This window comes from Streptomonospora wellingtoniae (assembly GCF_031845375.1).
Classification (GTDB): Bacteria; Actinomycetota; Actinomycetes; order Streptosporangiales; family Streptosporangiaceae; genus Streptomonospora; species Streptomonospora wellingtoniae.
In genome coordinates, this window is sequence record NZ_JAVREK010000025.1 from 54,967 (window position 1) to 79,219 (window position 24,253).

General features: G+C 73.7%; 24 protein-coding genes. 17 read left to right on the forward strand and 7 right to left on the reverse strand.

What is annotated here, in order from left to right:
- Positions 1 to 8: 8 nt before the first annotated feature.
- Positions 9 to 923 (reverse strand): MurR/RpiR family transcriptional regulator, encoded by a 915-nt coding sequence (locus RM446_RS20375; RefSeq protein WP_311546982.1) that lies wholly within the window; start codon positions 921 to 923, stop codon positions 9 to 11.
- An 84-nt stretch (positions 924 to 1,007) separates the two neighbouring features.
- Here RM446_RS20375 and RM446_RS20380 point away from each other — a divergent pair, with 84 nt between their 5' ends.
- Positions 1,008 to 2,237 carry a metal-dependent hydrolase family protein gene (locus RM446_RS20380; protein WP_311546983.1) on the forward strand — a complete coding sequence of 410 codons (1,230 nt, stop codon included), beginning with the start codon at positions 1,008 to 1,010 and terminating at the stop codon, positions 2,235 to 2,237.
- A 1-nt stretch (position 2,238) separates the two neighbouring features.
- Positions 2,239 to 3,420, forward strand: coding sequence for a metal-dependent hydrolase family protein (locus tag RM446_RS20385; protein WP_311546984.1), 1,182 nt, complete (start codon positions 2,239 to 2,241; stop codon positions 3,418 to 3,420).
- Positions 3,421 to 3,489: 69 nt separating this feature from the next.
- Here the strand turns inward: RM446_RS20385 and RM446_RS20390 are convergent, their stop codons facing one another.
- Positions 3,490 to 4,050 carry a hypothetical protein gene (locus RM446_RS20390; RefSeq protein WP_311546985.1) on the reverse strand — a complete coding sequence of 187 codons (561 nt, stop codon included), beginning with the start codon at positions 4,048 to 4,050 and terminating at the stop codon, positions 3,490 to 3,492.
- Positions 4,051 to 4,109: 59 nt separating this feature from the next.
- The gene (rraA, locus tag RM446_RS20395; protein ID WP_311546986.1) at positions 4,110 to 4,604 is read right to left on the reverse strand and encodes a ribonuclease E activity regulator RraA; all 495 of its coding nucleotides are present in this window, start codon (positions 4,602 to 4,604) and stop codon (positions 4,110 to 4,112) included.
- A gap of 219 nt (positions 4,605 to 4,823) precedes the next feature.
- On the opposite strand from rraA, the gene hemL reads away from it, so the two are divergent.
- From hemL to RM446_RS20415, 4 genes are all read left to right on the forward strand, one after another.
- Positions 4,824 to 6,113, forward strand: coding sequence for a glutamate-1-semialdehyde 2,1-aminomutase (gene hemL / locus RM446_RS20400; RefSeq protein ID WP_311546987.1), 1,290 nt, complete (start codon positions 4,824 to 4,826; stop codon positions 6,111 to 6,113).
- Positions 6,114 to 6,407: 294 nt separating this feature from the next.
- Positions 6,408 to 7,046 carry a histidine phosphatase family protein gene (locus RM446_RS20405; protein ID WP_311546988.1) on the forward strand — a complete coding sequence of 213 codons (639 nt, stop codon included), beginning with the start codon at positions 6,408 to 6,410 and terminating at the stop codon, positions 7,044 to 7,046.
- Positions 7,047 to 7,384: 338 nt separating this feature from the next.
- Positions 7,385 to 7,483 (forward strand): 30S ribosomal protein bS22, encoded by a 99-nt coding sequence (locus RM446_RS20410; RefSeq protein ID WP_013155353.1) that lies wholly within the window; start codon positions 7,385 to 7,387, stop codon positions 7,481 to 7,483.
- Between the two features lie 349 nt (positions 7,484 to 7,832).
- Positions 7,833 to 8,846 carry an NAD-dependent epimerase/dehydratase family protein gene (locus RM446_RS20415; RefSeq protein ID WP_398695588.1) on the forward strand — a complete coding sequence of 338 codons (1,014 nt, stop codon included), beginning with the start codon at positions 7,833 to 7,835 and terminating at the stop codon, positions 8,844 to 8,846.
- A 64-nt stretch (positions 8,847 to 8,910) separates the two neighbouring features.
- Here the strand turns inward: RM446_RS20415 and RM446_RS20420 are convergent, their stop codons facing one another.
- Positions 8,911 to 9,816, reverse strand: a complete 906-nt coding sequence (locus RM446_RS20420) for an HAD family hydrolase (protein ID WP_311546990.1) — start codon at positions 9,814 to 9,816, stop codon at positions 8,911 to 8,913.
- A 186-nt stretch (positions 9,817 to 10,002) separates the two neighbouring features.
- Here RM446_RS20420 and RM446_RS20425 point away from each other — a divergent pair, with 186 nt between their 5' ends.
- From RM446_RS20425 to RM446_RS20465, 9 genes are all read left to right on the forward strand, one after another.
- Entirely contained in the window at positions 10,003 to 11,235 is a 1,233-nt protein-coding gene (locus RM446_RS20425; RefSeq protein ID WP_311546991.1) for a putative quinol monooxygenase, read from the forward strand.
- A 246-nt stretch (positions 11,236 to 11,481) separates the two neighbouring features.
- The gene (locus RM446_RS20430) at positions 11,482 to 12,177 is read left to right on the forward strand and encodes an LmeA family phospholipid-binding protein (protein ID WP_311546992.1); all 696 of its coding nucleotides are present in this window, start codon (positions 11,482 to 11,484) and stop codon (positions 12,175 to 12,177) included.
- A 193-nt stretch (positions 12,178 to 12,370) separates the two neighbouring features.
- A complete protein-coding gene (locus RM446_RS20435; RefSeq protein ID WP_311547032.1) occupies positions 12,371 to 12,733 on the forward strand; it encodes a thioredoxin family protein in 363 nt (120 codons plus the stop codon).
- 334 nt (positions 12,734 to 13,067) lie between these two features.
- Positions 13,068 to 13,490 (forward strand): DUF4395 domain-containing protein, encoded by a 423-nt coding sequence (locus RM446_RS20440; protein ID WP_311546993.1) that lies wholly within the window; start codon positions 13,068 to 13,070, stop codon positions 13,488 to 13,490.
- 70 nt (positions 13,491 to 13,560) lie between these two features.
- Positions 13,561 to 14,400 (forward strand): sulfurtransferase, encoded by an 840-nt coding sequence (locus RM446_RS20445; RefSeq protein ID WP_311546994.1) that lies wholly within the window; start codon positions 13,561 to 13,563, stop codon positions 14,398 to 14,400.
- 100 nt (positions 14,401 to 14,500) lie between these two features.
- Positions 14,501 to 14,809 carry a DUF1416 domain-containing protein gene (locus tag RM446_RS20450; RefSeq protein ID WP_311546995.1) on the forward strand — a complete coding sequence of 103 codons (309 nt, stop codon included), beginning with the start codon at positions 14,501 to 14,503 and terminating at the stop codon, positions 14,807 to 14,809.
- 264 nt (positions 14,810 to 15,073) lie between these two features.
- A complete protein-coding gene (locus RM446_RS20455) occupies positions 15,074 to 17,092 on the forward strand; it encodes a hypothetical protein (protein ID WP_311546996.1) in 2,019 nt (672 codons plus the stop codon).
- A 234-nt stretch (positions 17,093 to 17,326) separates the two neighbouring features.
- Positions 17,327 to 18,583: a MurT ligase domain-containing protein gene (locus RM446_RS20460; protein ID WP_311546997.1), complete on the forward strand. Its 1,257-nt coding sequence runs from the start codon at positions 17,327 to 17,329 to the stop codon at positions 18,581 to 18,583.
- Between the two features lie 18 nt (positions 18,584 to 18,601).
- Positions 18,602 to 19,312, forward strand: coding sequence for a type 1 glutamine amidotransferase (locus RM446_RS20465; protein ID WP_311546998.1), 711 nt, complete (start codon positions 18,602 to 18,604; stop codon positions 19,310 to 19,312).
- Positions 19,313 to 19,487: 175 nt separating this feature from the next.
- On the opposite strand, the gene RM446_RS20470 is transcribed toward RM446_RS20465, so the two are convergent.
- The 3 genes from RM446_RS20470 to RM446_RS20480 form a co-directional block, all read right to left on the reverse strand.
- Positions 19,488 to 20,261 (reverse strand): GIDE domain-containing protein, encoded by a 774-nt coding sequence (locus RM446_RS20470; RefSeq protein ID WP_311546999.1) that lies wholly within the window; start codon positions 20,259 to 20,261, stop codon positions 19,488 to 19,490.
- A gap of 276 nt (positions 20,262 to 20,537) precedes the next feature.
- Complete coding sequence (gene ygfZ, locus RM446_RS20475; RefSeq protein ID WP_311547000.1) at positions 20,538 to 21,566, reverse strand: CAF17-like 4Fe-4S cluster assembly/insertion protein YgfZ; 1,029 nt, start codon at positions 21,564 to 21,566, stop codon at positions 20,538 to 20,540.
- A 492-nt stretch (positions 21,567 to 22,058) separates the two neighbouring features.
- Positions 22,059 to 22,586, reverse strand: coding sequence for a nitrobindin family protein (locus RM446_RS20480; protein WP_311547001.1), 528 nt, complete (start codon positions 22,584 to 22,586; stop codon positions 22,059 to 22,061).
- 309 nt (positions 22,587 to 22,895) lie between these two features.
- Here RM446_RS20480 and RM446_RS20485 point away from each other — a divergent pair, with 309 nt between their 5' ends.
- Positions 22,896 to 23,675, forward strand: a complete 780-nt coding sequence (locus RM446_RS20485; RefSeq protein WP_311547002.1) for a hypothetical protein — start codon at positions 22,896 to 22,898, stop codon at positions 23,673 to 23,675.
- A gap of 205 nt (positions 23,676 to 23,880) precedes the next feature.
- Complete coding sequence (locus tag RM446_RS20490; protein WP_311547003.1) at positions 23,881 to 24,243, forward strand: DsrE family protein; 363 nt, start codon at positions 23,881 to 23,883, stop codon at positions 24,241 to 24,243.
- Positions 24,244 to 24,253: the final 10 nt, after the last annotated feature.

Consider the following 24,253-nt stretch of genomic DNA (forward strand, 5'->3'; position numbering starts at 1 on the left):
CGCAATAGTTATTGCAGACGATCTTCGGAATCGGGGAAGAGGCCGTAGCGCGACCAGAGCCGCTCGACCCCGTCGCTCCAGTCCGCGGCGGCGGCCGGATCGCCGGCCACAAGGGCGGCGACGACCGACTGCACGACCGTGGTCGCGGCCACGAGCGAGGGGAACATGCTGGCGCCCTCGCTGGGCATCGCCACCAGCTCGTCGGCGAGTTCGGTCAGGTCTTCGCGGACCTGGTCGCTGACCAGGACGACGGAGACCCCCGCCTCGGCCGCCACCTGCATGGCGTGCAGCAGCTCGTGCGGAGTGCGCCAGAGCTGGAAGACCACGAGGCAGTCGCCCCGCCGCAGCAGCGAGACCGCGTTGAACAGGGCGGTCCCGCCGATCCGGTGCAACCGGACGTCGTGGCCGATGGTCTGCGCGAGGTGGGAGAGCTGCAGGCCGGGCGCCCCGAAGCTGCCCGAGCCCAGGACCAGCGTCGTTCCCGCCCGGTTGATGAGCCCGGCCACCCGCTCGATCTGCTCCTCGTCCAGCAGCCGCGCGAGGTCCTGCAGGTTGTGCAGGTCCCGCCGCAGCGTCGACCACGCCGGGCCCTGTCCGGCGTCCTCGTTGTGCTCGCTGAGCACCTCCGAGGCCGACAGCCCCGACAGGTAGCGCGAGCGGATCTCCGACCGCAGCGCCGGCCAGCCGCTGAAGCCCAGCTGCTGAGCGGTGCGCACCACCGTCGCGACGTTGACCTCGGCCGCGCCGGCCGCCGCCGAGGTACTGGCATAGGACATCTGCCGAGGCTGGGTGGCGATCGCCGCAAGCACCCGCCGGGCGCCGGCGGCGGGCCGCCTGCCTTCCAGGCGCGACGTCAGCCAGCCGGGCAGCGCCTGCCGGCGCGCCGCTCCCGTCCCGCTCTCGCCGCTACTCATGTCCACCATGATGCAACAACTATTGCATTCAAAGGCGGCGCTTGGCAGGATGCGGACAGCCGAGAGCCCGGCAGGGCTGCGGGAAGGGAACTCATGACCTCGAACACTCTCATCATCCGTGGCGGCGTGGTATGCGACGCCGCGACAGGCGAAGCGCGCGGGGCCGACGTGCTGGTGCACGAGGGCCGCGTCGAGGAGGTGGGAAGGGCGCTCCGGGCGCCGGAGTCGGCCGACGAGATCGACGCCGCCGGGCGGCACCTGGTGCCCGGCCTCGTCGACGCCCACGTGCACACCACCGCTGCCAGCGCCGACCTCGCGGGAGTCGCAGAGCAGTCCCCATACTACGTCGCGGCCCACACGAGCCGGATCCTGCGCGGAATGCTGGGCCGGGGGTTCACCACCGTGCGCGATGTCGGCGGCGCCGACCACGGTGTGGCCGCGGCCGTCGCCGAAGGCCTCTGGGCCGGCCCGCGCGTGGTATTCGGGGGCAAGGCCCTGTCGCCGACCGGCGGGCACGCCGACCTGCGCAGCGCGGGCCGGCAGGTGCTGGACGACCACGCCTGCTGCCCGACCATGGGCCTGGTCTGCGACGGAGTCTCCGAGGTGCGCCGCGGCGCCCGGAACCAGCTGCGCACCGGGGCCGACCACATCAAGCTCATGCTCTCCGGCGGCGTCGCCTCGCCCACCGACCGGGTGGACTCGATGCAGTTCTCGGCCGAGGAGGTTCGGGCGGCCGTCGAGGAGGCGGGCAACGCCAACCGCTACGTCACCGGTCACGCCTACACGGCCGGCGCGGTGAACCGCGCCCTGGAGCTCGGTGTCCGCTGCATCGAGCACGGCAACCTCATCGACGACTCCAGCGTGCGCAGGTTCGTCGAGCACGGCGCCTTCCTGGTGCCCACGCTGGTGACCTATGAGTACCTGCACCGCGAGGGCGCGGCAGCGGGCCTGCCGGCCGCCGGCCAGGCCAAAGTGGGCGACGTGCTCGACGCCGGACTGCACGCCCTGGAGCTGGCCTGGAAGGGCGGCGTCCGGCTGGTCTTCGGTACAGACCTGCTGGGCAGCATGCACTCCCACCAGAGCGGCGAGTTCAGCATCCGCGGCCGCGTCCAGCCCGCGCACGAGGTGCTGCGCTCGGCGACGGTGACCGCGGCCGAACTGCTGGGCCGCGAGGGCGAGCTGGGCACGGTCGCGCCGGGTGCCGTCGCCGACATCCTGCTTGTGGACGGCGACCCGCTGGCCGACGCCGCGGTCCTGGCAGAGCCCGAGCACCACCTGCACGCCGTCCTGCAGGGCGGCGCCCTCGTCGCGGGACGGCCCTGAGATGGCGCCCCTGCTGGTGCTCCGCGACGGCCGGGTGTGGGACGGTGTCTCCGCCGAGGCGCGCCCCGCCGACGTGGTGTGCGAGGACGGTCTGGTGCGCGAGGTCGTGGAGCCGGGTGCGGCGCGGGCCGGTGCCGAGGACATCAGCGTGGACCTGGCCGGCGGCACGGTCCTGCCCGGACTGGTCGACTCCCACGTGCACCTGGTGTGGGACGGCAGCACCGACCCGGTCGCGCACGTCGCCCGGGACGGCGAGCAGCTCACTGCCGTCCGGGCGGCCGAGCACGCCCGCGCCTACCTTCCCGCCGGGATCACGGCGGTCCGCGACCTCGGGGGCGACTGGGACGTCGCCATCACGCTCGCGGCGGCCGTGGACCGGGGCCACCTCGACGGGCCCGCGATCGTGGCCGCCGGCCAGACGGTGATCATGACCGGCGGCCACGACCCGTTCTGGGGGATCCCCTGCGACGGGCCCGACGCCGTGGTCCGCGGCGTCCGCGGCCAGGTCGCCAAGGGTGCCGGGGTGATCAAGACCGCGGCCACCGGCGGCGTCTACGGCCGATCCGACGGTGAGGAGGTCGGCGCCAGCGAGCTGACCTACGAGGAGTTGGCCGCCCTGGCCGGCGAGGCGCACCGCCGCGGGCGCCGGGTGGCCGCACACGCCCTCGGCGAGGACGGGGTGCGCAACGCGGTCCGGGCCGGGATCGACACCGTCGAGCACGGCGTCTTCCTGGCCGAGGACGTGGTCGAGGACATGGTGCGCCGGGGCACGGTGCTGTGCCCCACCGCGGAGGTGTACCGCCGGATGGCGGACGGCGGGGCGCCCGGCTACGCGGTGCGCAAGGCGCGCGACGTGGTCGAGGCGCACCGGCGCAGCGTCGCCCTCGCGATCGAGGCGGGCGTTCCGGTCATCGCCGGGACCGACGCCGGCGCGCCGGGCATGGCCCACCCGAGCCTCGTCGACGAGATCACGACCCTGCGGGACTACGGCCTGAGCCCGCTGCAGGCGCTAAAGGCGGCGACGTCGTCGGCCGCCGACGCACTCGGGATTCCCGGCGCCGGCCGCGTGCGCCCCGGTTCCCCGGCCGACCTGGTCCTCGTGGACGGCGACCCCTTCTCCGACCCCGGTCTGCTGCGCAATCCCTGGGGCGTTGTGCGCCGCCAGTCGTTGCGCTGGAATTGAGTCGGGCCGTTCCCCGGCCAGAAGGGCGGGCGGCCGCCGACCGCCTGCGAGCGGCCCGGCGGCATCGCGCTACCCCCCGCCGCGCGTCGCGCGCACGGAGAGGCGGATGACCTCGGCCAGTTCCGTCCAGGCGGCGGCCTGCCGGGCCCACTCCGGGATCGCGGCGGGGTCCTCCGTGCCGCCTCCGCCGGTGAACAGGTAGCGGTAGGGCACGTCCCCCAGGTGGCGCAGCACGTCGATCCGGTCGTCGACGAAGTGCGTGACGCCCAGCCGCGCACACACCGGCGCCTTGTCCGCGCGTTCGGGGACGAAGTGCAGGCGGTCGACGGGGATGCCGGTGCGCTCGGTGAAGTCGTGCAGGTCCAGCCAGCGAAGGGTGCGGTCCACGGTGGCGAGCTTGGCTTTGGACACCAGATGGACGCGGTCGCGGAACTCGTCCCGTGCCAGTCCGGCGAGCGCGTCGAACGCACCGGGCACGGCCGGAGTGAGCATCGGCGTCTCTCCGAAGAACGAGGTGTCGCCCTCGTCGCCGGTCCGTTGGATGACCACCCCGCCGATGTCGACGCCCAGGACCGGCCGGCGCCACTCCGCTCCGCCCGCCCCGGCCGATCGCCGCCCGTACGCGTCCACCGTCCCCCTCGCATGCCGTGCCGCTGCCGTGGCGGTCCGGTCGCCTTGCGCGTGTACCCCTACTCCGGCACGTCGAGCTTCTCCTCGCTGATCACGATGCCGTCGTCGTCGCTGTAGAGCCAGGTCTCCGGCGCGAAGACGACGTTGCCGAACGCGACGGGGGAGTCGAGCGCCCCAGCGCCGGTCTTGGCGGACTTGCGGGGGTTGGAGCCCAGGGCCTTGATCCCCAGGTCCAGGCGGGCCAGTTCGGCGACGTCTCGCACGGCACCGTTGATCACGACGCCCGCCCAGCCGTTCTCCTGCGCGGACTTGGCGATGAGGTCGCCCATCAGTGCCGTACGCAGCGAGCCGCCGCCGTCGACCACCAGCACCCAGCCCTCGCCGGGCTGGCCGAGCTGCTCCTTGACCAGCGCGTTGTCCTCGTGGCACTTGATCGTGGCGATCGGGCCGTGGAAGGCGCTGCGCGCACCGAACCGGCGGAACTGCGTCTCGCAGCTGGCCAGCGCGTCGCCGTGCGCGTCGATCAGGTCGGCAGTGGCGAAGACCTCGGTCATAGGGCGCTTCCCTCGCAGTCGGTGTGCCGTGCCGTCACAACCTACTGATATCGCGCCGGGTGGCGGGAACCCGGGGCGACCCGCAGCGGGCCCGCCTACAGCAGGTGGGCGCGCAGCACCTCCGGGTGCGCACGCCGGGCGGGAGTGCGGTGTGCGGGTCCGGGCGGTGCCGGCGGGACCCGCGCGAAGGGGCGTGCGCCTCCTGCCACACTTGGGGACGTGGGTACACGAGAGACTTCCGCCGAGCTGTTCCAGCGAGCCAGCGCCGTCGTCCCCGGTGCGGTGAACTCGCCCGTCCGCGCGTTCGGGGCGGTCGGGGGCACGCCGCCCTTCATGGCCTCGGGCGAGGGCCCCTACCTCACCGACGTCGACGGCAACACCTACGTCGACCTCGTCTGCTCCTGGGGCCCGCTGATCCTGGGGCACGCGCACCCCGCCGTCGTCGAGGCGCTGACCGAGGCCGCGGCCAAGGGCACCTCATACGGCGCGCCCACCGCGGGCGAGGTCGAACTGGCCGAGGAGATCGTCGCCCGCACCCCGGTCGAGCAGGTCCGGCTGGTCAACTCCGGCACCGAGGCGACCATGTCGGCGATCCGCCTGGCCCGCGCCGCCACCGGCCGCAGCAAGGTGCTCAAGTTCGCCGGCAACTACCACGGGCACGTCGACGCGCTCCTGGCCTCCGCCGGCTCGGGCGTGGCCACCTTCGCGCTGCCGGACTCGCCCGGGGTCACCGGCGCAGGTGCGGCCGACACCGTGGTGCTGCCCTACAACGACATCGCCGCCGTCGAGCGGGTGTTCGCCGAGCAGGGCGAGGACATCGCCTGCGTCATCGCCGAAGCCTGCCCCGCCAACATGGGCGTTGTGCCGCCCCGCGACGGCTTCAACGCGCGTCTGAAGGAGATCGCCGCGGCCAACGGCGCGCTGCTGGTGCTGGACGAGGTGCTGACCGGTTTCCGCGTCAGCCGGTCCGGCTGGTACGGGCTGGAGGGCGTCGCCCCCGACCTGGTCACCTACGGCAAGGTCATGGGCGGCGGCCTGCCCGCGGCGGCCTTCGGCGGCCGTGCCGAGCTGATGGAGCTGCTCGCCCCGGCCGGGCCGGTCTACCAGGCGGGCACGCTGTCGGGGAACCCGCTGGCCACCGCGGCCGGCCTGGCGACGCTGCGCAACGCCACCGACGAGGCCTACGCGCGCATCGACGCCGCCGCCGACCGGGTCGCCTCCGCCGTGGAGCGCGAGCTGAGCGCGGCCGGGGTCGAGCACCGGGTGCAGCGCGGCGGCAGCCTGTTCACCGTCTTCTTCACCGGCAAGGAGGTCACCGACTTCGACGGCGCGCGCGCCCAGCACCTCGACAGGTTCGCCGCCTTCTTCCACGCGATGCTCGACCAGGGCGTGCATCTGCCGCCCGCCGCGTTCGAGGCCTGGTTCCTCTCGGCCGCGCACGACGACACCGCCGTCGAGCGCATCCTCGGCGCGCTGCCCCGGGCGGCGCGAGCCGCCGCCGAGGTCTGAGCCGCGCCGCGATCGGGCGCTCCCGGCGCGTCGGGACTCGCGCCGCGCGCGGGCGCCGGAGCGGCGACCGCCCGCCGCTGCCCCGGGGCGGGCGGCTGTGCCGGGCGCAGTGGGCGCCGCCCCGTACGCGCTCGATAGATTGGTAGAGCGGCGCCGGCGCCGCCGCCGAGGTCGGCGGGCGACGCGCGTGCCACCGGCGCTGCGCACCGCCGCCCGCTCCGCAGCCGCCCGGCGGGCCGCGCGCGCCGCCCGGCGCAGCCCCACGACGATCGGAAGGGAATCGGTCCCGCGCACATGAGTACGACCACCGTTGTCCATCTCCTCAGGCACGGCGAAGTGCACAACCCGGACGGGATCCTCTACGGCCGGCTGCCGGAGTTCCACCTGAGCGGGAACGGCGCGGAGATGGCCGCACTGGCGGCCGACTGGTTCACCGGGCGTGACATCGCCGCGCTGTATACCTCGCCCCTCGACCGCGCCAAGGAGACCGCCCGACCGGTCGCCGACGAGTTCGGCGTGGGCGTCCGGCTCGACGAGCGCCTGATAGAGGCCGGAAACACCTTCCAGGGCATGGCCCTGTCGTCGCGCTCGGTCCGCGATCTGCAGGTGCTGCGCCGGCTCTACAACCCCTTCCGGCCCTCGTGGGGCGAGCCCTACGCGGGCATCGTCGCCCGCATGGTCGACGTCATCAAGGTGGTGCGCAAGGAGGCCTGGGGGCGCGAGGCGGTCTGCGTGAGCCACCAGCTTCCGATCTGGATGGCGCGTCGGGCAGCCGAGAAGAAGCGGCTCTGGCACCGTCCCGACCGCCGCCAGTGCAACCTGGCCAGCGTGACGTCGCTGACCTTCGAGGACCAGAAGCTGGTCAGCGTGGGCTACGCCGAGCCGGCGGCCGACCTCTACCGCCGCAGCGGCCCCCTGGTTCCGGGCGCCTGACGCGGCGCCCGTGCCGCTTCGGGCGGCGCCCGCCCAGTGCGGATCCGGCTGCGCGCGGCGCCGGTACCGGGGTCGGCGGAGGGGAATTCGGCGCACCGCATCCGTGTTCGTGAGCGGGGGAGAGGCCGGCGAGGGCGGCCTGTGCGTCGACCGCGTCGCGCCAAGCGGTAGGCTGGTCTCTCGGGTGCGGCGTCCTTCATCGGAGCGCGGTCCCGCGCGCCCGTCACTGCGACGGATCCCGCCGCATTCTTCCGCCGGTTCCGCACGCGCGCTGCCTCATGTGCAGCGGGTGGGGCGGGCCGTCGTGTCATCTGGTCCGCTGGCGAGAGGTGAGCCGTATGGGTTCCGTCATCAAGAAGCGCCGCAAGCGCATGGCGAAGAAGAAGCACCGCAAGCTGCTGAAGAGGACCCGGGTCGCGCGCCGCAACAAGAAGTAGCCGGGACCTTCGCCGGAGGTCGGTCTCTCCGCGGGCACCGGGCGCTGCGGCGGCGCGGTCGCCGCGGAGACCTCCTTCTCCCGGACTCCGGGAGTGAAGACCCCTCGGAAGTCCCCGTCAGAACCCCTGACCGGCCTTCCAGCGGCGCGGTCCGGCTCCGGTGCCGGGTCGGCCGTTTCCCGGGAGCCGCCGCGCCGCGGACAACGCCGTACCAGCCTGCGGTGACCTCGGCGGCGGAAGCGGGAACCAGCGGGAACCGCGAGGAAGTACCGCACCGGTCGGTGCCCTCGCCGACCGCAGTCCACCGGCTTCAGCCGTGTGGAGGAAGTCGATCGTGGAGGCGCGTCCAATGGGCCGCATCGTACTGGTAACAGGAGTCTCCCGCCATCTGGGGGCCCGCGTGGCCGAGGCCGTGGCCGCCGACCCCGGCGTCGATCGGGTCGTCGGCGTGGATGCGGCGCCTTTGCGCCGTCCGCTGGGTGCAGTCGAGCACGTCTCAGCCGACCTGCACGGCGGCAGCATCGCGCAGACCGTCGTCGACTCCGGTGCCGATACCGTGCTCCACCTGGGGCTGACTCCCGCCGGGAGCGCTCCGGGTGGAGGATCGGCCACCGGCAACGGCAACATCCTGGGCACCATGCAGCTGCTGGCCGGCTGCCAGCGCTCGGAGTCGGTCGCACGCCTGGTGGTGCGTTCCAGCGCCGCCGTCTACGGCGAGTCCGGCCACGGACCGCTCCTGTGCACCGAAGAGCGCGAGGCGCGCAGCATGCCCCGTTCCGCCTACGCGCACAACGCCGCGGAGGTCGAGGAGCACACGGAAGCCCTCGCCCGGCGCCTCCCCGAGCTCTCGGTGGCTGTGCTGCGCTTCGCCAGCTTCATCGGCCCGTCCGTGGACACCCCGCTGACCCGCTACTTCGGACTGCGCCTGGTGCCGACGGTCCGCGGCTACGACCCCCGCATGCAGTTCATCCACGAGGACGACGGCGTCGAGGCGGTGCGCCGGATGGCGCTGAGCGACAAGGCCGGCGTCTTCAACGTGGCGGGCTCCGGCTCCCTGCCGCTGTCGCAGTGCCTGCGGCGGGTGGGGCGGCGGCGCTTCGCCATGCCCGAGCGCGGCCTGCGCATGCTCGGCGGCCTGGCGCGGCGCGGGGAGTTCGACTACTCGCCCGACCAGCTCCGGCTGCTGTGCTCCGGCCGCGTGGTGGACTTCAGCAAGCTGGAGCGCGAGCTGGGCTGGTCGCCCTCCTACACCTCCAGCGAAGCGTTCGAGGCCTACCTGAGCGAGCACAGCGGGGGCCCGCGCCGCCACAACGCGGCTCCTCCGCGCCGCCCGCACCGGACCCGTCCGGCGCTGGGATCCTGAAGCGGTCGCCGCGAGCGCCTCGGCCGGGCGCGGGCGGGGACCGCGCTCGTGCGCCGCGCCGCGGTCAGCGGCGGGTGCGGCGGCGCAGAACAGTGGCGGCGACGCCCCCGGCCACCGCTCCGGTGAGCGCCGCGGGTACGCCCACGCGCAGGGCGGCGCGGTGCGTCCGGAACTCGTGCACCGGCCAGCCCGCGGCGAGCGCGTGGCCGCGCAGCGCGTCGTCGGGATTGACGGCGTTGGGGCGGCCCACCGCGCCCAGTAGCGGGAGGTCGTTGCTGGAGTCGCTGTAGGCGGTGCAGTCGTCCAGGTCGACGCCCTCGCGGCGGGCGAGCGCCGCTGCGGCGGCCGCTTTGGCCGGGCCGTGCAACAGGTCGCCGACCAGCCGTCCGGTGTAGACGCCGTCGACGGTCTCGGCCACCGTGCCCAGCGCGCCGTCCAGTCCGAGCCTGCGCTTGATGATGTCGGCCAGCTCCACCGGTGTGGCGGTGACCAGCCACACGCGCTCGCCGCGAGCGAGGTGGCGGTGGACGAGGCGGCGGGTGCCCTCCCAGATGCGGCCGGACATCGTGTCGTCGTAGATCTCCTCGCACAGCCCCACGAGGTCCTCGACGTCGTGGCCGGCGACGAAGGCGAGCGCGGCCTCGCGTGCGGCGTTGATCTGCTGAGGCTGCTCGGTCCCGCTGGCCCGGAAGAGTATCTGCCCCCAGGCGAAGCGCAGCAGGTCGCGGGTGGTGAACAGGTCGCGGGCGGCCAGGCCGCGGGCGAAGTGGTAGATCGACGCGCCGCGCATCAGGGTGTTGTCGACGTCGAAGAATGCGATGGGCGCACCGGCGCGGTCGGCGCCGGCGGGCGGGCCGGAGGGCGCGGGAACGCTCAGCGCGCCGCCGCTGCGGGCCTCGGCGGCGGCCGCCGAGGCCTCGCCGGCCAGGACGGCACGGCCGCGGTCGGGCCGACGGAGATAGCGCCACATGCCTCCGAGCCTAAGACCCCCGCGTGCACCGCCGGACAACCCGGCGGAAACCGCTCCGGATCCCGTGAGGTAAATCACATGTCAAACCGCTGATTCTGCTCAAAGACTGGTGAGTGGGGCAATTCGGGCGTAGGAATATGCCCGCGGATTCACGGCAGAGGCCCCGAGTGCACCATCATTAGCGGAATGGTCGAGGTTGGACTGGCATTCGTCTGCGCCCTGGTGGCTTGGAGCGCCAGCGCGGCGCTGATCGCCCGCGGCGCCCGAAAGCCGCGGCTCTTCGCCGTGGCCTGGGGCGCCTCAGCAGTCGTGCTCGGAATCGCGCTGAGCGCGGCCTTCCCCGGTGCGCTGCTCGGCTTCAACGAGGCGACGTTCCGCATCCTGCAGATCGGCATCGGGCAACTGGGTCCGCTGCTGGTCGGCTGGGGGGCCGTCGAGTACGCGGTCGGATCCGCGCGGGCGCGCTTCGGCACCCGCCTGGTGGTGACCACGCTGGGCGTCGTGCCGCTGGTGGTGCTCACCATGGACCGCCTGCGCGGCCGGTTCGACAACGACTACCCGGTCATGCGCGAGCACTACGACACCCTCCCGGCGCTGGCGCTGGCCCTGGTGCACGTGTTCGCCGCGGTGGCGCTGGTGGCCTGCGCGATCGTCGTGGCACGGAGGTTGCGCGACCAGCCCCGGCTCGCCCGGCACGAGCTGTCGGTGCTCGCGCTCATGGGGCTCGCGGTGCTGCTGGAAGTCGTCGTCAGCCGCTTCGGCCTGGGTATCCTCGGGCAGCTGCTGATGCTCGGTGCTCTTGCGGCCCTGTGGGTGGGTTTCCTGCGGGCCGTCGATCCCCCGCGCGAGCGTTCGAACCGCAGGGCCCGCGGCCGCTCCCGCTCGGGCCGCGGCGGCCGCGGCGACGAACCCGGCGGCGACGCCGAAGACGATGAGGAGGACGACGTGTGGGGTAGGCGCCGGCGGCGCGACCGCGACGAGTACGACGACGACTTCGACGACTACGACGACGAGCCCTATGGCGACCGCGGGGACACCCGCGGCGCCCCGGCGGGCCGGGGAGCGGCGGCTCCGCCTCGGCAGCAGCGCATCCTCGGCGTCATCACCATCTACACGCTCGCCGAGGGCCGCGCCGACGCGTTCGACGAGGCCGCGGACGAGGTCGTCGACGAGGTCGCCCGCAACGAGCCCGACACCCTGCTCTTCGCCTGCCACACGGTGCCCAGTGCGCCCCTGCAGCGGATCGTCTACGCGATCTACCGCGACGAGCTCGCGATGGAGGAGCACGAGCAGCAGCCGCACGTGCTGGAGTTCGGCAGGCGCAGCGCGGCGGCGGTCGTCGCCACCAACGTGATCGAGCTCTCGCTCGCGGGCGCCTCTGCGACCGACAACCTAGCCAGCATGCTCATGCCGCGCTAGCCTCGTCGTCGTTCGGCCGGTGCCGCCCCTCGGACCTGCCGACCGCCCGACCGGGCCGTGCGCCTGGGTGCTTCGTCAGAATTCGCCGTGAGATCCCCCTCGGGCCCGGAGCTGCGATACACGTGAAGTACCCTTCGATCAAGTACCGAGCTTTGGGCGCCCTCCGACGCCGCCGTGGCGTGCCCGCCGGCCGGATGTCGGAGCCGGGCGGGGCGCCGGACCCAACAGGAGCGTGCTGGTAGCCCGATGCGAAAGTTCCTCGTCTTTGTGATCTTCGTGCTGATCGTGGTGGCCGTGGCAGACCGCGGCCTGCATTACGCGGCGGAGAGCGAGATCGCCTCGCGTGTCGAGCAGCAGTACGAGATGGCCTCCGAACCCGAGGTCACCATCGGCGGCTTCCCCTTCCTCACGCAGGCCGTCAGCGGCGAGTACGACGAGATCAGGATCGTCACCGGGGCGATCATCGTCGACAGCGTCCAGCTCGAACGCGTCAACGTCACGGCGCGCGACGTCAAGGCACCGCTGTCGGACCTGATGACCCAGCCGAGCGTGGTGGCGGGCACCGCCGAGGCGAAGGTGACGCTGCCCTACAGCGAGCTGCAGAAGCGCCTGCCCGAGGGCATCGTGATCGAGAACGAGAACGGCAAGCCGCGCATGTCCGGCGACCTCGCCCTGGGTCAGTACAGCACGCCTGTCTCGGCCGACCTGCAGGTGTCGGTCGAGGACGACTCCATCGTGGTCACCCCCTCCGAGATCGAGGTCGGCCAGACCGGGCTCGGCGGCATGGACATCGTCGAGCAGATGCTGTCACTGCAGGTGCCCGTCCCCGAGATGCCGTTCGGCCTCGAGGTGAAGAGCATCGAGGCCCTGCCCAACGGCGTCGAGGTCATGGCGGAGGCGCGAGACGTGGAGCTCGTCGGTACCTCGCCCGCTGCGGGGTAGCCTCGTGGACGCGGGCGCAGCGGGTGCCGAGACCCTGGCCGGAGCCGCCGCCCTGGCGGCGGTCCTCGTGCTGGGCACCGCCTTCGGCCTGCTGCGGCGCCGGTTCGACGGTCGCTTCCGCGCCCTCGGCGGCGCCCGCCGGGCGCGCCTCCGGCAGGCGGCGGCGCAGTCGGCATCCGGGGAGGTATCCGGCATGGACGCACAGGCGGCGAGCGGGCATCCCGCGACCGGAGGCGGAGCGGCGGCGCAGGAGCTGACCGAGGGCGACCTGGGCGCCGGACTCGGCGAGCGTGCGACCCTGGTGCAGTTCTCCACCGCCTTCTGCCAGCCCTGCCGCGCGACCCGGCGCGTGCTCGCCGAGGTCTGCGCCATGGTCGAGGGTGTGGCCCACGTCGAGGTCGACGCCGAGTCGCACCTGGACCTGGTCCGCCGCCTGGACGTCATGCGCACGCCGACCGTGCTGGTGCTCGACGCGGGAGGCCGCGTCACCCAGCGTGCCGCCGGCCAGCCCCGCAAGCCCGACGTGATCGCGGCCCTGGGTGAGGCGATCCCCTAGCCCTCCGAGCCTCCCGCCCCTCCTGCTCCGCGACCCCGCCGCATCGGCCCACCGCGGGCGGCAGCGCGGATTCCCAGGCCGGACGGGGGTCTGTGAGTCGACCCACCCGTGACATCCGTGTGCGCACCACGTACCATCAGTGGCGTGAGTTCTCCGACAGAGCCGTTTCTGACCAAGCGGCGCGCCGTGGACTTCTGCCACGTCGCCACCGCACTCTGTCGTGCTGTCCGCTAGAGCCGATCGCCCCGGGGCCTGATTCGGCCCGCCGCGCATGTCCGGCCGCCGGCCGCCCCTCGACTCCGCAAGCAGCACTCACCCGGGTGGTAAGTCCACGATGCAGGTCGACCCGCGAGGTCAGCGCTTCGCCGCCGCCGTCACCACAGCAGTACTGGCGATCGTGCTGGTCACCGGCAGTGTGTGGCTGCTCGCGGCCCAGGCGCTGGTCTTCGCCGCCGCCGTCGCGGCCGGAGTCCGGCGCTCGCCCTACGGCCTGCTCTACGCCTGGCTGATTCGCCCCAGGCTGGGCCCGCCGCCGGAGACCGAGGACCCGGCTCCGCCGCGCTTCGCCCAAGCGGTCGGGCTGGTGTTCGCACTCGCCGGGCTGGTCGGCTACCTCGCCGTCGGCGCCTGGCTGGGCATCGCCGCCACCGCGCTCGCTCTTCTGGCCGCTTTCCTCAACGCCGCCTTCGGCCTGTGCCTGGGCTGTGAGATGTACCTGCTGATGCGCCGGCTGACCCCGGCGGGCCGTACCCCGTGAGGCGTCCGGCACCGCACGACCGCCCTCGCGGCGCAACGAACGACCGACCGACGATTGATGGAGGTTCCCCATGAGCCGCTCCGACGTCCTCGTGGACGCCGACTGGGTGGAGGCCCGCCTCGACGACCCGGACGTCGTCCTCGTAGAGGTGGACGAGGACACGTCGGCCTACGACAAGGGCCACATTCGCAACGCCGTCAAGATCGACTGGAAGACCGAGCTCCAGGACCCCGTCCGCCGCGACTTCGTCGACCGCACCGGCTTCGAGAAGCTCCTCTCCGACAAGGGCATCTCCAACGACGACACCGTCGTGCTCTACGGAGGCAACAACAACTGGTTCGCGGCCTATGCCTACTGGTACTTCCGCCTCTACGGCCACCAGAACGTCAAGCTGCTCGACGGCGGCCGCAAGAAGTGGGAGCTGGACTCCCGCGAGCTGGTCGAGGAGGTCCCGCAGCGCTCGGCGACGGCCTACACCGCCAAGGACCAGGACACCTCGATCCGCGCGTTCCGCGAAGAGGTCGTCGACGCCATCGGCAGCAAGGACCTCGTCGACGTGCGCTCGCCCGACGAGTTCGTCGGCAAGCTGCTGGCGCCGGCGCACCTGCCCCAGGAGACGGCGCAGCGGCCGGGGCACATCCCCACCGCGCGCAACATCCCCTGGGCCAAGACCGCCAACGACGACGGCACCTTCAAGAGCGACGAGGAACTGCGCAAGCTCTACACCGAGGCCGGCGTCGACCTGAACAAGGACATCATCGCCTACTGCCGCATCGGCGAGCGCTCCTCGCACACCTGGTTCGCGCTGCACGAGCTGCTCGGACTGGACAACGTGAAGAACTACGACGGCTCCTGGACCGAGTACGGCTCGCTGGTGGGCGTGCCGGTGGAGCTGGGCGAAGCCAAGTAGCGGCCGCGACGGCCCGCTGCCCGGTCCGCGCGGCGGGCGCAGGGCACCGGACCGGAGGCCGACCGGGCACCGGACCGGCAACGACCTAGGAGGAGACGCAGTGAGCGACAACGGATGCGGAGCGCCGGTCGGGGGAGTCGCCCTGGCCGACGCCGGCGCGGGCGACCAGGCGGTCATCCAGGGCGTGGTGCGCCGTGGCGGCGTGCCGCTCAGCGGCGCCTACGCGCGCCTGCTGAACAGCTCCGACGACTTCGTCGGCGAGGTGGCAACCGGCGAGGAGGGCACGTTCCGCTTCTTCGCCGCCGACGGCGCCTGGAAGGTGCGCGTGCTGGCCTCGAAGGGCTTCACCGGTGAGTACGAGGTCGCCGCTGAGACCGGAAAGGTGGTCGACCTCCAGGTCGACGCCTGAGCACGGCCGCGGTCCGACTATGTGCGGGCGCCGGTGCGGGCGGGGATGCACCCCGCCGGCACCGGCGCCCGCTTTGTGTCCACCGCCGACCGGCGACCGCCCGGCCGCCCCCGCGGGCTCCGGAGCACCCTCTGGACCGATCCGCGGCCGGGTCGTGACAACCCGGAGACCTCCTGCCAACATCTGCGGTAGTCTCCGCACGATCTCCGCATATCCTGCGATGCCGACCCGGCCGCCCCGATGCCGGGCAGGAGGTGCTTCGAGGTGGCCGATCCCGCATCGGGACCCCATCCGACTCCGACCTACCTCGGTTGGCGCTTCGAGGTGCCGGCGCCCGCACCCGGCCCGCCTCCGCAGCGCCCTTCACCCGGCGACCGCCTCGCCCTCAGCCCGGAGTGGGTGTCGGCCCAGCGCCGCGCCGAGGCGCGCACCCACCGCCCGCTGTACGGGGCGCTGGCCGTCCTGGGAGCCGTCGCCCTGCTGTGCCTGCCGCTGTGGCCGCTGCGCGTGCTGCCGGGCCCGTTCGTCCTCGTCGCCTGCCTGGCGTGCGCGGCCGTGGCGCTGCCCATCGCCGTCGCCCTGCTGCAGGGCCGCCGCGTCACGAGCGAGCGGCTGCGCGCCGAGGAGAGCCGCCTGGAGGCCGAGCGCGCCTCACGCGAACGCGACCTGCGCGACCGGCAGGAGGAGCACGCCCGCGCCTACGCCCGGTGGCAGAGCCGTAAGCGCGTCTACGAGTCCCAGCCCCGCTGGTACGGAGTCCGCCCTCCTGACGGCACCCACACCGTCGTCGTCGCCGGCGGCGACCACACCGGCTGGTCCGCGCTGCTCACCACCGTCGGCGCCTCGCTGCTGCGCGTCGGGGGAGACCTCACCGTCGTCGACCTGTCGGGGCGCGGCACGGCCGCCGAGCTGTGCTCTCTGGTCAAGCGCTCCGCCGTCGTCCCGCGGGTGTGGGTGCTCCCGGCCGACCTGCAGCGGATGAACCTGGGGACCAACCTGGGGGCAGGACAGCGGGCCCGCATCCTCGCCTCGTTGGCCTGCGCCGCCGACGCCAAGGCCGACATCGACGCCGACGAGACGCTGCTGCTGCGGCTGTTCGAGGTGCTGGGCCCGCAGATCACCATCGCCGAGCTCATCGGCGGCCTGCGGGCGCTGAGCACGCCCTCCGGCGACCCCGGGTCCGACTCCGACCCCGCGCTGGGGCTGATCCCCGAGGACCGGCGCGCCGAACTGCGCGACCGCTGCGGCGACGACCGGTCGGTACGCGAGCGCGCCTGGGAACTGGAACAGCACCTGGCGCCGTTCGAGGGTGTCGGCCGCCGCGCGGCGGATGAGCCCTACGCCCAGGTGAAGGTCATCGCCACCGACCGCACGCTGAGCGAGGTGTCCGCGCGCGCCTACGGCACCTACACGGTGGCGGCCCTGAGCGAGCTGCTGGAGCTGCGCGCCACCCGGGCACCGGCCGAACAGGCGCCCGCCCGCCCCTGGCAGCACACGGTGGTGGTCGCCGGCGCGGAGTCGCTGCCGGCCCACGACCTGGAGCGGCTGGGCGAGACCGCGTCCGGTGCCGGAGCGGGGCTCGTGCTGCTGTTCCGCGAGGTCGCCGAGGACGCGGAGCACTGGCTGTCCGGCGTCGGCCGCTTCCCGGTGGCCATGCGCCAGCCCGACTCCGCCGCTGCCGCGCGGGTGCTGCCCGCGCTGCTGGAGACCGGCGGCGCGCGGTCGGCCGGCGCCGGGCCGCGGCCGGAGCAGAGGGCCCCGGCACTTCGGCTGCACCGGCTGACCGAGGTCATCGGCGAGGCGCTGCTGGACTCGGTGGCCGACGGCTACGTCGGCGACACCGCTGAGGACGTCACCGCCCCGGTCTCCATGCGCAACGCGGCCGCCTCGCTGGCACCGCTGGACCTCGCCCGCCACATGCGCGCGGCCACGACGTGGGGGCGCACCACGGCCCAGGCCGCCGGCATCGGCGGCGAGGCGACGGACGAGCGGGGAGGCGCGGCCGATGCGGTGGGCGAGCACCGCGCCGACGTGCACGGCTTGCGCACGCTGCCGCCGACCGCCGTGGTGCTGCCCGGGCCCGACGGCCCCGTGCTCGCCGACGCCAACCCGGGCATCCTCACCCTGCCCGACGCCACCCTCAGCACCGTTGCCGAAGTCCCCGAGGCGCCGACGGTCGGGGCCGAGGCCGATCCCGGGGCGGGCGGCGCCTCGGCCGAGGAGGACGAGCCCCCGCCCAACCTGGGACCGCCGCCCGAGAGGCTGGACTGGCGCGCCGTCTGAGCGTCCCCGGTGCGCTGCGGCGCGCCGGCGCCGCCCCGCCGGAGCCGTTCCCGCGCCGACCGCGCCTCCCCCGCCGGGCGGGCGAGTACTCCGGTAGCCTGGCCGCCTCGCGCCCGGCCCGGCCGCGGACTCCCACGTATCCGCGCGGTGGGGCCAGGGCAATAGTCTGGGATGCACCGCCTGGCGCCCAGGCGCATCGCACTCACTCTCTTTTTTCCGAACGTTGTGGGGATCATGAGCGAACTTCCCTTGCGTGCCCAACTGGCCTCGGTCCTGGGCAAGGGCGCGGCCTCGCTGTCCCGGGCCACCGGGCGCGGCGACGGCTCCGTCATCGGCGGCAAGATCGCGCTCAAGGTGGAGCCCGACCTGCTCGCCCAGCTCTCGCGCGGCCGCCGGCTCGCGCTGGTCAGCGCGACCAACGGCAAGACCACGACGACGCGGCTGATCGCATCGGTGCTGCGGGAGCTCGGCCCCGTCGCCACCAACGAGCACGGCGCGAACATGCCCACCGGGCACATCACCGCGCTGGCGAACAGCCCCGATGCGCGCGAGGCCGTGCTGGAGGTCGACGAGAAGTACCTGCCGCAGGTGCTGAAGGCCGCCAACCCGGCGGTGGTCGTGCTGATGAACCTCAGCCGCGACCAGATGGACCGCGCGTCGGAGATCAACCTGCTGGCCAAGAAGTGGCGCGAGGCGCTGGGCCGCAGCCAGGCGCACGTCGTCGCCAACGCCGACGACCCCCTCGTCGCCTGGGCCGGTCTGGGGGCCGACTACGCCACCTGGGTCTCGGCCGGCCAGCGCTGGAAAGAGGACTCCTGGTGCTGCCCCGAGTGCGGCGGGCACCTCAAGCGCGACCCCGACCCGCACTGGGAGTGCCCGGAATGCGGCATGCGCCGCCCCGAAGCCACCTGGTCCGTCGATAACAACGCCGACACCGTGGTCGACCCGGCCGGGCAGACCTGGCCGCTGCGGCTGAGCCTGCCGGGCGACGCCAACCGCGCCAACGCGGCGATCGCCATGGCCACCGCCGCGGCCTACGGCCTCCAGCCCGCGCAGTCCCTGCCGCGCCTGCAGGAGATCCGCTCGGTCGCCGGGCGCTACACCTCCGTTGTGACCGACGGCGTCGAGGTCCGCCTGCTGCTGGCCAAGAACCCCGCCGGCTGGCTGGAGTCCTTCGCGGTCCTGGACCCGCCGCGGGTACCGGTGATCCTCTCGGTCAACGCGCAGATCCCCGACGGCAAGGACACGTCCTGGCTGTGGGACGTCGACTACTCGGTGCTGCGCGGCCGGCGGGTGTTCGTGATGGGCGAGCGGCGCACCGACCTGGCGCTGCGCCTGGAGACCGACGAGGTCCCCTTCGAGGTCGCCGACCGTGTCAGCGACGTCGTGGCCAAGGTCAAGGCCGAGTCCCCCGACATCACCAAGATCGACGTCATCGCCAACTACACCGCCTTCCAGCAGATCCGCGCCGACTACGGCCGCGTCCAGTAGGAGCGAGAAGGGCATCTGATGAGCGACACCAGCAGCGTCCTGCGCATCGTGTGGATCTACCCCGACCTGCTCAGCACCTACGGCGACCAGGGCAACGCGCTGATCCTGCGCCGCCGCGCCGAGCAGCGCGGAATCCGGACCGAGATCTTCCACGTGCACTCCAGCGACCCGGTCCCGGCCGAAGGCGACGTCTACCTGCTCGGCGGCGGCGAGGACCGCCCCCAGATCCTCGCGGCGAACCGGCTCCGCGCCGACGGCGGGCTCAAGCGCGCCGCCGAGCGCGGCGCGGCGGTGCTGGCGGTCTGCGCGGGCTACCAGATCGTCGGCGAGACCTACGGGGACGACGACGACAACCCGCTGCCCGGCGTGGGCATCCTGGACGTCCGCAGCGGGCGCGGCGAGACCCGCGCTGTCGGCGAGATCGTCGCCGACGTCGCCCCCGAGCTGGGTGGCGGCCGCATCACCGGCTTCGAGAACCACCAGGGCCGCACCCGGCTGGGGCGCGGCGCCACCCCGCTGTCGCGCACCCTGACCGGCATCGGCAACGACGGCCAGACCGAGGGCGCCTACCAGGGCCAGGTGCTGGGCACCTACCTGCACGGGCCCGCGCTGCCGCGCAACCCGCAGCTGGCCGACCTGCTGCTGCGCATGCGGGTGGGAGAGCTGGCTCCGCTGCCCCCCTCCTGGGGCGAGACCCTGCACGAAGAGCGCCTGGCGGCGGCGCTGTAGCGCTGTGCGCGCCCGGCCCGCCGCAACCGCCCGCGGGCGCGGCGGCCGGGCGGGGGGCGCATGTCCGCGGTGGGCGAACCACCGTACCGCGGCACCCCGGAGCTCGGCCGCCTCCTCCCGACCGCGCTGGACTGCCGGCCGGCAGTCCCGAGGAGACCGGCTCGGCCGGTGGAGCCTAGCCCAGCAGCAGTGTGAGGGCCAGCAGCACCAGCGCCACCGGCAGAACCGTGTAGCCCAGGACCTCCTTGCTGCGGTCCTCGCGGATCAGCTCCTGCTCGTTGTGGGTCGAGACGATCATCGGGTCGTCCTCGCCGCCCACCAGCACGACGCCGCCCTCCTTGCGGTGCGGGGACGCGCGCACGAAGACCCGCTCGCCGGGGCGGAGGACCCACTCATGGAACGTGCAGCCGGGCGTCAGGGCGGCCGGACCGGCCACCTTGGTGCCCGCGGTGCACACACCCCGCTCGTCAGTGCCGAGGTGCGGCGGCGACAGCGCGTCGGTGGGCGGCACGGCGCCCTCGTCGAAGCGGTCGTGCACGAGGTCGGCGTGTTCCACCTCGATCCAGTGCGGGCGGCACAGCGCTGAGCCGGTCACGTCCTTGAGCGTGAAGGGCTGGTGCGAGTGCAGGTCGAAAACCGGAGTCAACTCCAGCCGGTCGCCGGTCTCGTCGGCGTAGTGGTGGTGGACCACCTCGACCCGGAACCAGACGCACTCCGTCTGCGAGTACGGCGAGACGAGCAGCCCTTCCGGGCCGGCCGCCGTCTCGGCCAGCACCTCGGCACGCTCCGGGAGCGTCTCGATCTCCGACAGCCGGCCCAGCGGGTAGTTGGGGGTGGTCTCCAGCCTGCGGCGGTGCGCGCGCGCCTTCAGGGCGCGCCACAACAGGTAGCCGCCGACGCCGACCAGGATCAGCGCGACCAGTTGGAGGGTTACTGCCAAGTCGTCCATTGGGTGTCCGATACGCGTCGGTGGTGAAGGAGAGGCCGGATCACCGACGGCCGAGAGCGCCGCGCACCGGATGGGCGCCGTCGGCGCTCGGTCGGCGGCCGTCGGCACCGCACCCGCCCCCGATCGGGCCCGTGCGGCGGTGCGCAGCGGGGGCCTCCGCCGGGAATCCGCAGCAGCAGACTAATGGATCCGGGCCGGGTCCCGCCCGCGGGACGCATGTCAGGGGGCTCACTCGCGGAGGCGGGCGCGGACGGGCAGTGCGACGGTGTCCGGGGTTCAGGCCGGGCGGCGGCGCAGCGCGATGTCGGCGTTGGCGCCGGTATCGGGCGGCACGACGACCTCCTGGGCCGCGGCGATGCCGTCGACGGTGAACTGGGCGTCGACCGGTACGGTCCGCTTGACCAGCCCGAGCGCGACGGGGCCGAGTTCGTGGTGGCGTGCCGACGAGCCCGCGGCACCCACCGACCGGCCGTCCAGCTCGACGGCGGAGCCCCGTTCGGGCAGGCGCTCGGCGGTGCCGTCCAAGTGCAGCAGTACCAGGCGCCGCGGCGGTCGGCCGAGGTTGTGCACGCGCGCGACGGTCTCCTGGCCGGGGTAGCAGCCCTTCTCCAGGTGGACCGCGGGGCCGACCCAGCCCATCTCGTGCGGGATGGCGCGGTGGTCGGTGTCCAGTCCCAGCCGCGGGCGGTGGTCGGCGATCCGCGCGGCCTCGTGCGCCTGCATGCCGGCGGGGCGCACCCCGGCGTCGGTGAGTGCGGTCGCGGCACGCTCCAGGGATTCGGCAGGCAGGAAGAGGTCGGTGCCGGTGTCGGTGCGCCGGACAGGGACCTCCTCGCCGAGATCGGGCACCAGGGACAGCGCGGCCTCGCGGTCCGGACCGCCCAGGGTCAGCACGGCCCGCTGGTCGCTGAGGTCCTCGATCTCCACCCGGAGCATGAACCTCATGGAGTCGAGGAACGCGGCGAGGTCGGCGCCCGCGGCCGGCTCGGTGTGCATCCACACGGAGGTGCCGTCTTCGAGCACGGACAGGTGGAAGCGGATGTGCCCCTTGGTGTCGAGCACCAGCGCCTCGGTGGCGGTGCCGGGGGCGGCGCCGGTCAGGTGCTGGGTGGTGAGGTCGTGCAGCCAGCTCAGCCGGTCGGGACCGCTCACCCGCACGACGCCGCGGTTCCCGCGGTCGACCCAGGCGGCGCTGCGTTCCAGCGCCCGGCCTTCCTGGACCGGCTCGCCGTAGTGGGCGGCGACGTCGGAGTCGGGTGAGGCGGCGGCGACGGCACCGGGAAGCGTCAGCAGCGGCGAAGTCATACCTCCGATGGTATGCGCCCGCACCGCCCTCCCGCCGGGCGGTGCCGGGGCGAGGGCCGCCCGGCGAGCGGGAGCGGAGCCCGCCCTCCCGGGAGCCGCACACAGGGCGCCTGCAGCACAGAAAAAACCGTTTGCCCCGTTCTTGCCGTGCGCCGTACTGTCGAAGGCACGCAGGAAAGGAGGTGGTCCGAACAGTGAAGACGTTTGGGACTTGCGAGGTGTCCGCCCGCTAGGGCGACACGAGGTATCGGTTCGCCCTAGCGAATCCACCGTGGACACCCAGATCCCCGGGTCGCCGGACTTTGTCCATCCGGCGCGGTCCCGCCCTCGCGGCGGAGGCCACCCCGGGGATCCGTCCTGTCCTGGCGGGCGTCCGCGACGCCGGACCCGCGGCGACGGGCCGCCCAGCGCACGGCCCGCCTCGATCCCCGGGGCGGGCGCGCCCTCCTCGGAGCCGGCGCCGCCCGCTGGTCGACGGGGCTCCGGTGGGCCCTAGCTCACCTGCTTGAGCTGCGCCGACATGAACGACCGCAGGTCGTGCCCGCGTGCTGCCATGTCCCAGGCGTAGCCCAGGGTCTCGCGCTGCTCGCCGAAGAGGCCGTAGAGCCGCTTGCCCGCAGTCACCCGCTCGCCGGTCTCCGTGCTCAGCACCGCGTCGGTGGTCAGCTCCACCCTGCTGGCGAAGACCGTGCCGAGGTACATCTCGGAGTAGCCCTCCGGGTGCGTGATGAGCGCCTCGACGTGGATCGAGGGCGTGTCCCCGGCGGTCTCCTCGGCGGGGCCGGGGCGGCAGCGCCAGTACCCGGCCTCCGAGGTCCACAGCTCGTCCAGCGAGCCGTCGGGCGTCAGCCGCCATGCGCGGCTGCGGTAGCCGAGGAAGGGCCCGCCGTCGTGGCTGAACTCGACCTCCTGGCCGAACTGGAACTCGTCCATGTCGGCATAGCCTGCGACGCCCACGCCCTCCCAGCGGCCGATCAGGAAGGACAGCTTCTCAAGATCCCGGTGCACCTCTGACTGCATGGTCTCCGAGCGTAGCCGCTCCCGGACGCCGCAGCGCACCGGTGGAGCCGGCGGGGTGGCACCGCGTGTTCGCCGCCGATGGCCCGTGATCCAGCTGTTATTCACGGCGCGTCCTCTCCGGCCGGGTATCACGGAGTTCACGCCGCTCGAAGGAGAGCGGAGAGTGCGGATACGCCCGTCGCGGCGGCGATCGGGCGTGTCCGCTGCCATCTCCGAACCTGGTAGAGAAGATGCCAGTGCCGCGGCGCCGCACGAGGCGGCAGCCGACGCGGCCGATCCCACCGACTTAGCGAAGAGAGGCGGCCTGGAATGCTGGTCATCGGGGTGGCCCTCCTCCTCGGCTCGGCGGTCCTCGCGCCGCTGGCCATCCGCGCGCTGCGCCGCTGGCTCGCCCGGCGCGCCGCCGACGACGTACGCCCGCGCGACCTGGCCGCCAGGGTCGGCAGCGAAGTGAGCGTCACCGGGGTGGCGGTGCCCGGCCCCGCAGGTGCCGCCGAGTCCCGGCTGGCCCGCAAGGAGTGCGTCTGGCACGGCCACGAGGTGCTTCGCCACTACTGGTCGCTGACCGAGGACTCCGCCGGCGAGCGGGTGCGGGTGCGCGCGTGCGACTCCATCGCCGACTACGGCGCCTCCGACGTCTTCGGCGTCGCCGGGGGCGCGGGCGCCGGCCGCGGGCGGCAACCGGTGCTCGTCGACCCCGAGGACGCGGCGCTCTCCGGCGCCGATCTGTGTCTGCAGCGGGTGGTGGGCCGCCCCCAGCGCGGTGTTCCGGCACCGGCAGACGACCTGCTGCCGCGTGTGAAGGGCCGCATCTCGGGCCTGTTCCGCGGCGAGACCATCGAGTTCGAGTACCGCGAGTGGATCCTGCGCCCGGGCGACGCCGTCACCGTGCACGGCTACGTGGAGCTGCGTGACGGCCGCCCCTGCCTCACCGCTCCGCCCGACGGGCGGCTGCGCATCGAGCACGGCGGCGACTCCGGCGGAGGGTCTCCGGAGCGGCCCCCCGCCACCGATGCTCTGCTGCTCGGCGGCGGCACCGTGGTCTCGGCCTGCGCGGGGCTGCTGCTGATGCTCGCCTGGGCGGCCTGAGCGGCTGCGGAGCCCGGGGAGCACCCGCAGTACCCGGGTGCCCGGGTGCCCGGGGGGAGGCAGGCGGACCGCCCGGCCCGGCCCAGCCCCGTCGATCTTGTAGCCATCGTGATGGAAAACGATTTCCAGTGACGATGGCTACAAGATCGACGGCGGTACCCCGCGGCGGCGCTGTCAGGGGCCGCGGGGCCGCTACGCTGGCCGCATGAACCGCACATTGGTGATCAAGGCCACCTCCGGGGAGGATGCACCCGAACGCTGCAACCAGGCGTTCACCGTCGCCGCGGCCGCCGCCGCCAGCGGCGTCCGGGTCTCGCTCTGGCTCACCGGCGAGGCCGCCTGGTACGCGGTGCCCGGCCGCGCCGAGTCCTTCTCGCTGCCGCACGCCGCGCCGCTGTCCGACCTGCTCCAGGGCGTTCTGGCCGCGGGCCGGGTCACGGTCTGCACCCAGTGCGCGGCCCGGCGCGACCTCACCGAGCACGACCTCATCGAGGGCGTGCGCATCGCCGGCGCGCCCGCCTTCGTCGAGGAGGCCCTGGAGGACGGCGCGCAGGCCCTCGTCTACTAGGGGCGGCTCG

Excerpts from the sequence above, each read along its gene's own strand:
- RM446_RS20485 (WP_311547002.1), top strand. The coding sequence starts at position 22,896 with ATGCTGGTCATCGGGGTGGCCCTCCTCCTCGGCTCGGCGGTCCTCGCG.
- RM446_RS20435 (WP_311547032.1), top strand. The coding sequence starts at position 12,371 with ATGGACGCACAGGCGGCGAGCGGGCATCCCGCGACCGGAGGCGGAGCG.
- RM446_RS20490 (WP_311547003.1), top strand. The coding sequence starts at position 23,881 with ATGAACCGCACATTGGTGATCAAGGCCACCTCCGGGGAGGATGCACCC.
- RM446_RS20385 (WP_311546984.1), top strand. The coding sequence starts at position 2,239 with ATGGCGCCCCTGCTGGTGCTCCGCGACGGCCGGGTGTGGGACGGTGTC.
- RM446_RS20440 (WP_311546993.1), top strand. The coding sequence starts at position 13,068 with ATGCAGGTCGACCCGCGAGGTCAGCGCTTCGCCGCCGCCGTCACCACA.
- RM446_RS20460 (WP_311546997.1), top strand. The coding sequence starts at position 17,327 with ATGAGCGAACTTCCCTTGCGTGCCCAACTGGCCTCGGTCCTGGGCAAG.
- RM446_RS20380 (WP_311546983.1), top strand. The coding sequence starts at position 1,008 with ATGACCTCGAACACTCTCATCATCCGTGGCGGCGTGGTATGCGACGCC.
- ygfZ (WP_311547000.1), bottom strand. The coding sequence starts at position 21,566 with ATGACTTCGCCGCTGCTGACGCTTCCCGGTGCCGTCGCCGCCGCCTCA.
- RM446_RS20465 (WP_311546998.1), top strand. The coding sequence starts at position 18,602 with ATGAGCGACACCAGCAGCGTCCTGCGCATCGTGTGGATCTACCCCGAC.
- RM446_RS20425 (WP_311546991.1), top strand. The coding sequence starts at position 10,003 with ATGGTCGAGGTTGGACTGGCATTCGTCTGCGCCCTGGTGGCTTGGAGC.
- RM446_RS20405 (WP_311546988.1), top strand. The coding sequence starts at position 6,408 with ATGAGTACGACCACCGTTGTCCATCTCCTCAGGCACGGCGAAGTGCAC.
- RM446_RS20375 (WP_311546982.1), bottom strand. The coding sequence starts at position 923 with ATGGTGGACATGAGTAGCGGCGAGAGCGGGACGGGAGCGGCGCGCCGG.
- RM446_RS20415 (WP_398695588.1), top strand. The coding sequence starts at position 7,833 with ATGGGCCGCATCGTACTGGTAACAGGAGTCTCCCGCCATCTGGGGGCC.
- RM446_RS20420 (WP_311546990.1), bottom strand. The coding sequence starts at position 9,816 with ATGTGGCGCTATCTCCGTCGGCCCGACCGCGGCCGTGCCGTCCTGGCC.
- RM446_RS20410 (WP_013155353.1), top strand. The coding sequence starts at position 7,385 with ATGGGTTCCGTCATCAAGAAGCGCCGCAAGCGCATGGCGAAGAAGAAG.
- RM446_RS20445 (WP_311546994.1), top strand. The coding sequence starts at position 13,561 with ATGAGCCGCTCCGACGTCCTCGTGGACGCCGACTGGGTGGAGGCCCGC.
- RM446_RS20470 (WP_311546999.1), bottom strand. The coding sequence starts at position 20,261 with ATGGACGACTTGGCAGTAACCCTCCAACTGGTCGCGCTGATCCTGGTC.
- RM446_RS20430 (WP_311546992.1), top strand. The coding sequence starts at position 11,482 with ATGCGAAAGTTCCTCGTCTTTGTGATCTTCGTGCTGATCGTGGTGGCC.
- rraA (WP_311546986.1), bottom strand. The coding sequence starts at position 4,604 with ATGACCGAGGTCTTCGCCACTGCCGACCTGATCGACGCGCACGGCGAC.
- RM446_RS20480 (WP_311547001.1), bottom strand. The coding sequence starts at position 22,586 with ATGCAGTCAGAGGTGCACCGGGATCTTGAGAAGCTGTCCTTCCTGATC.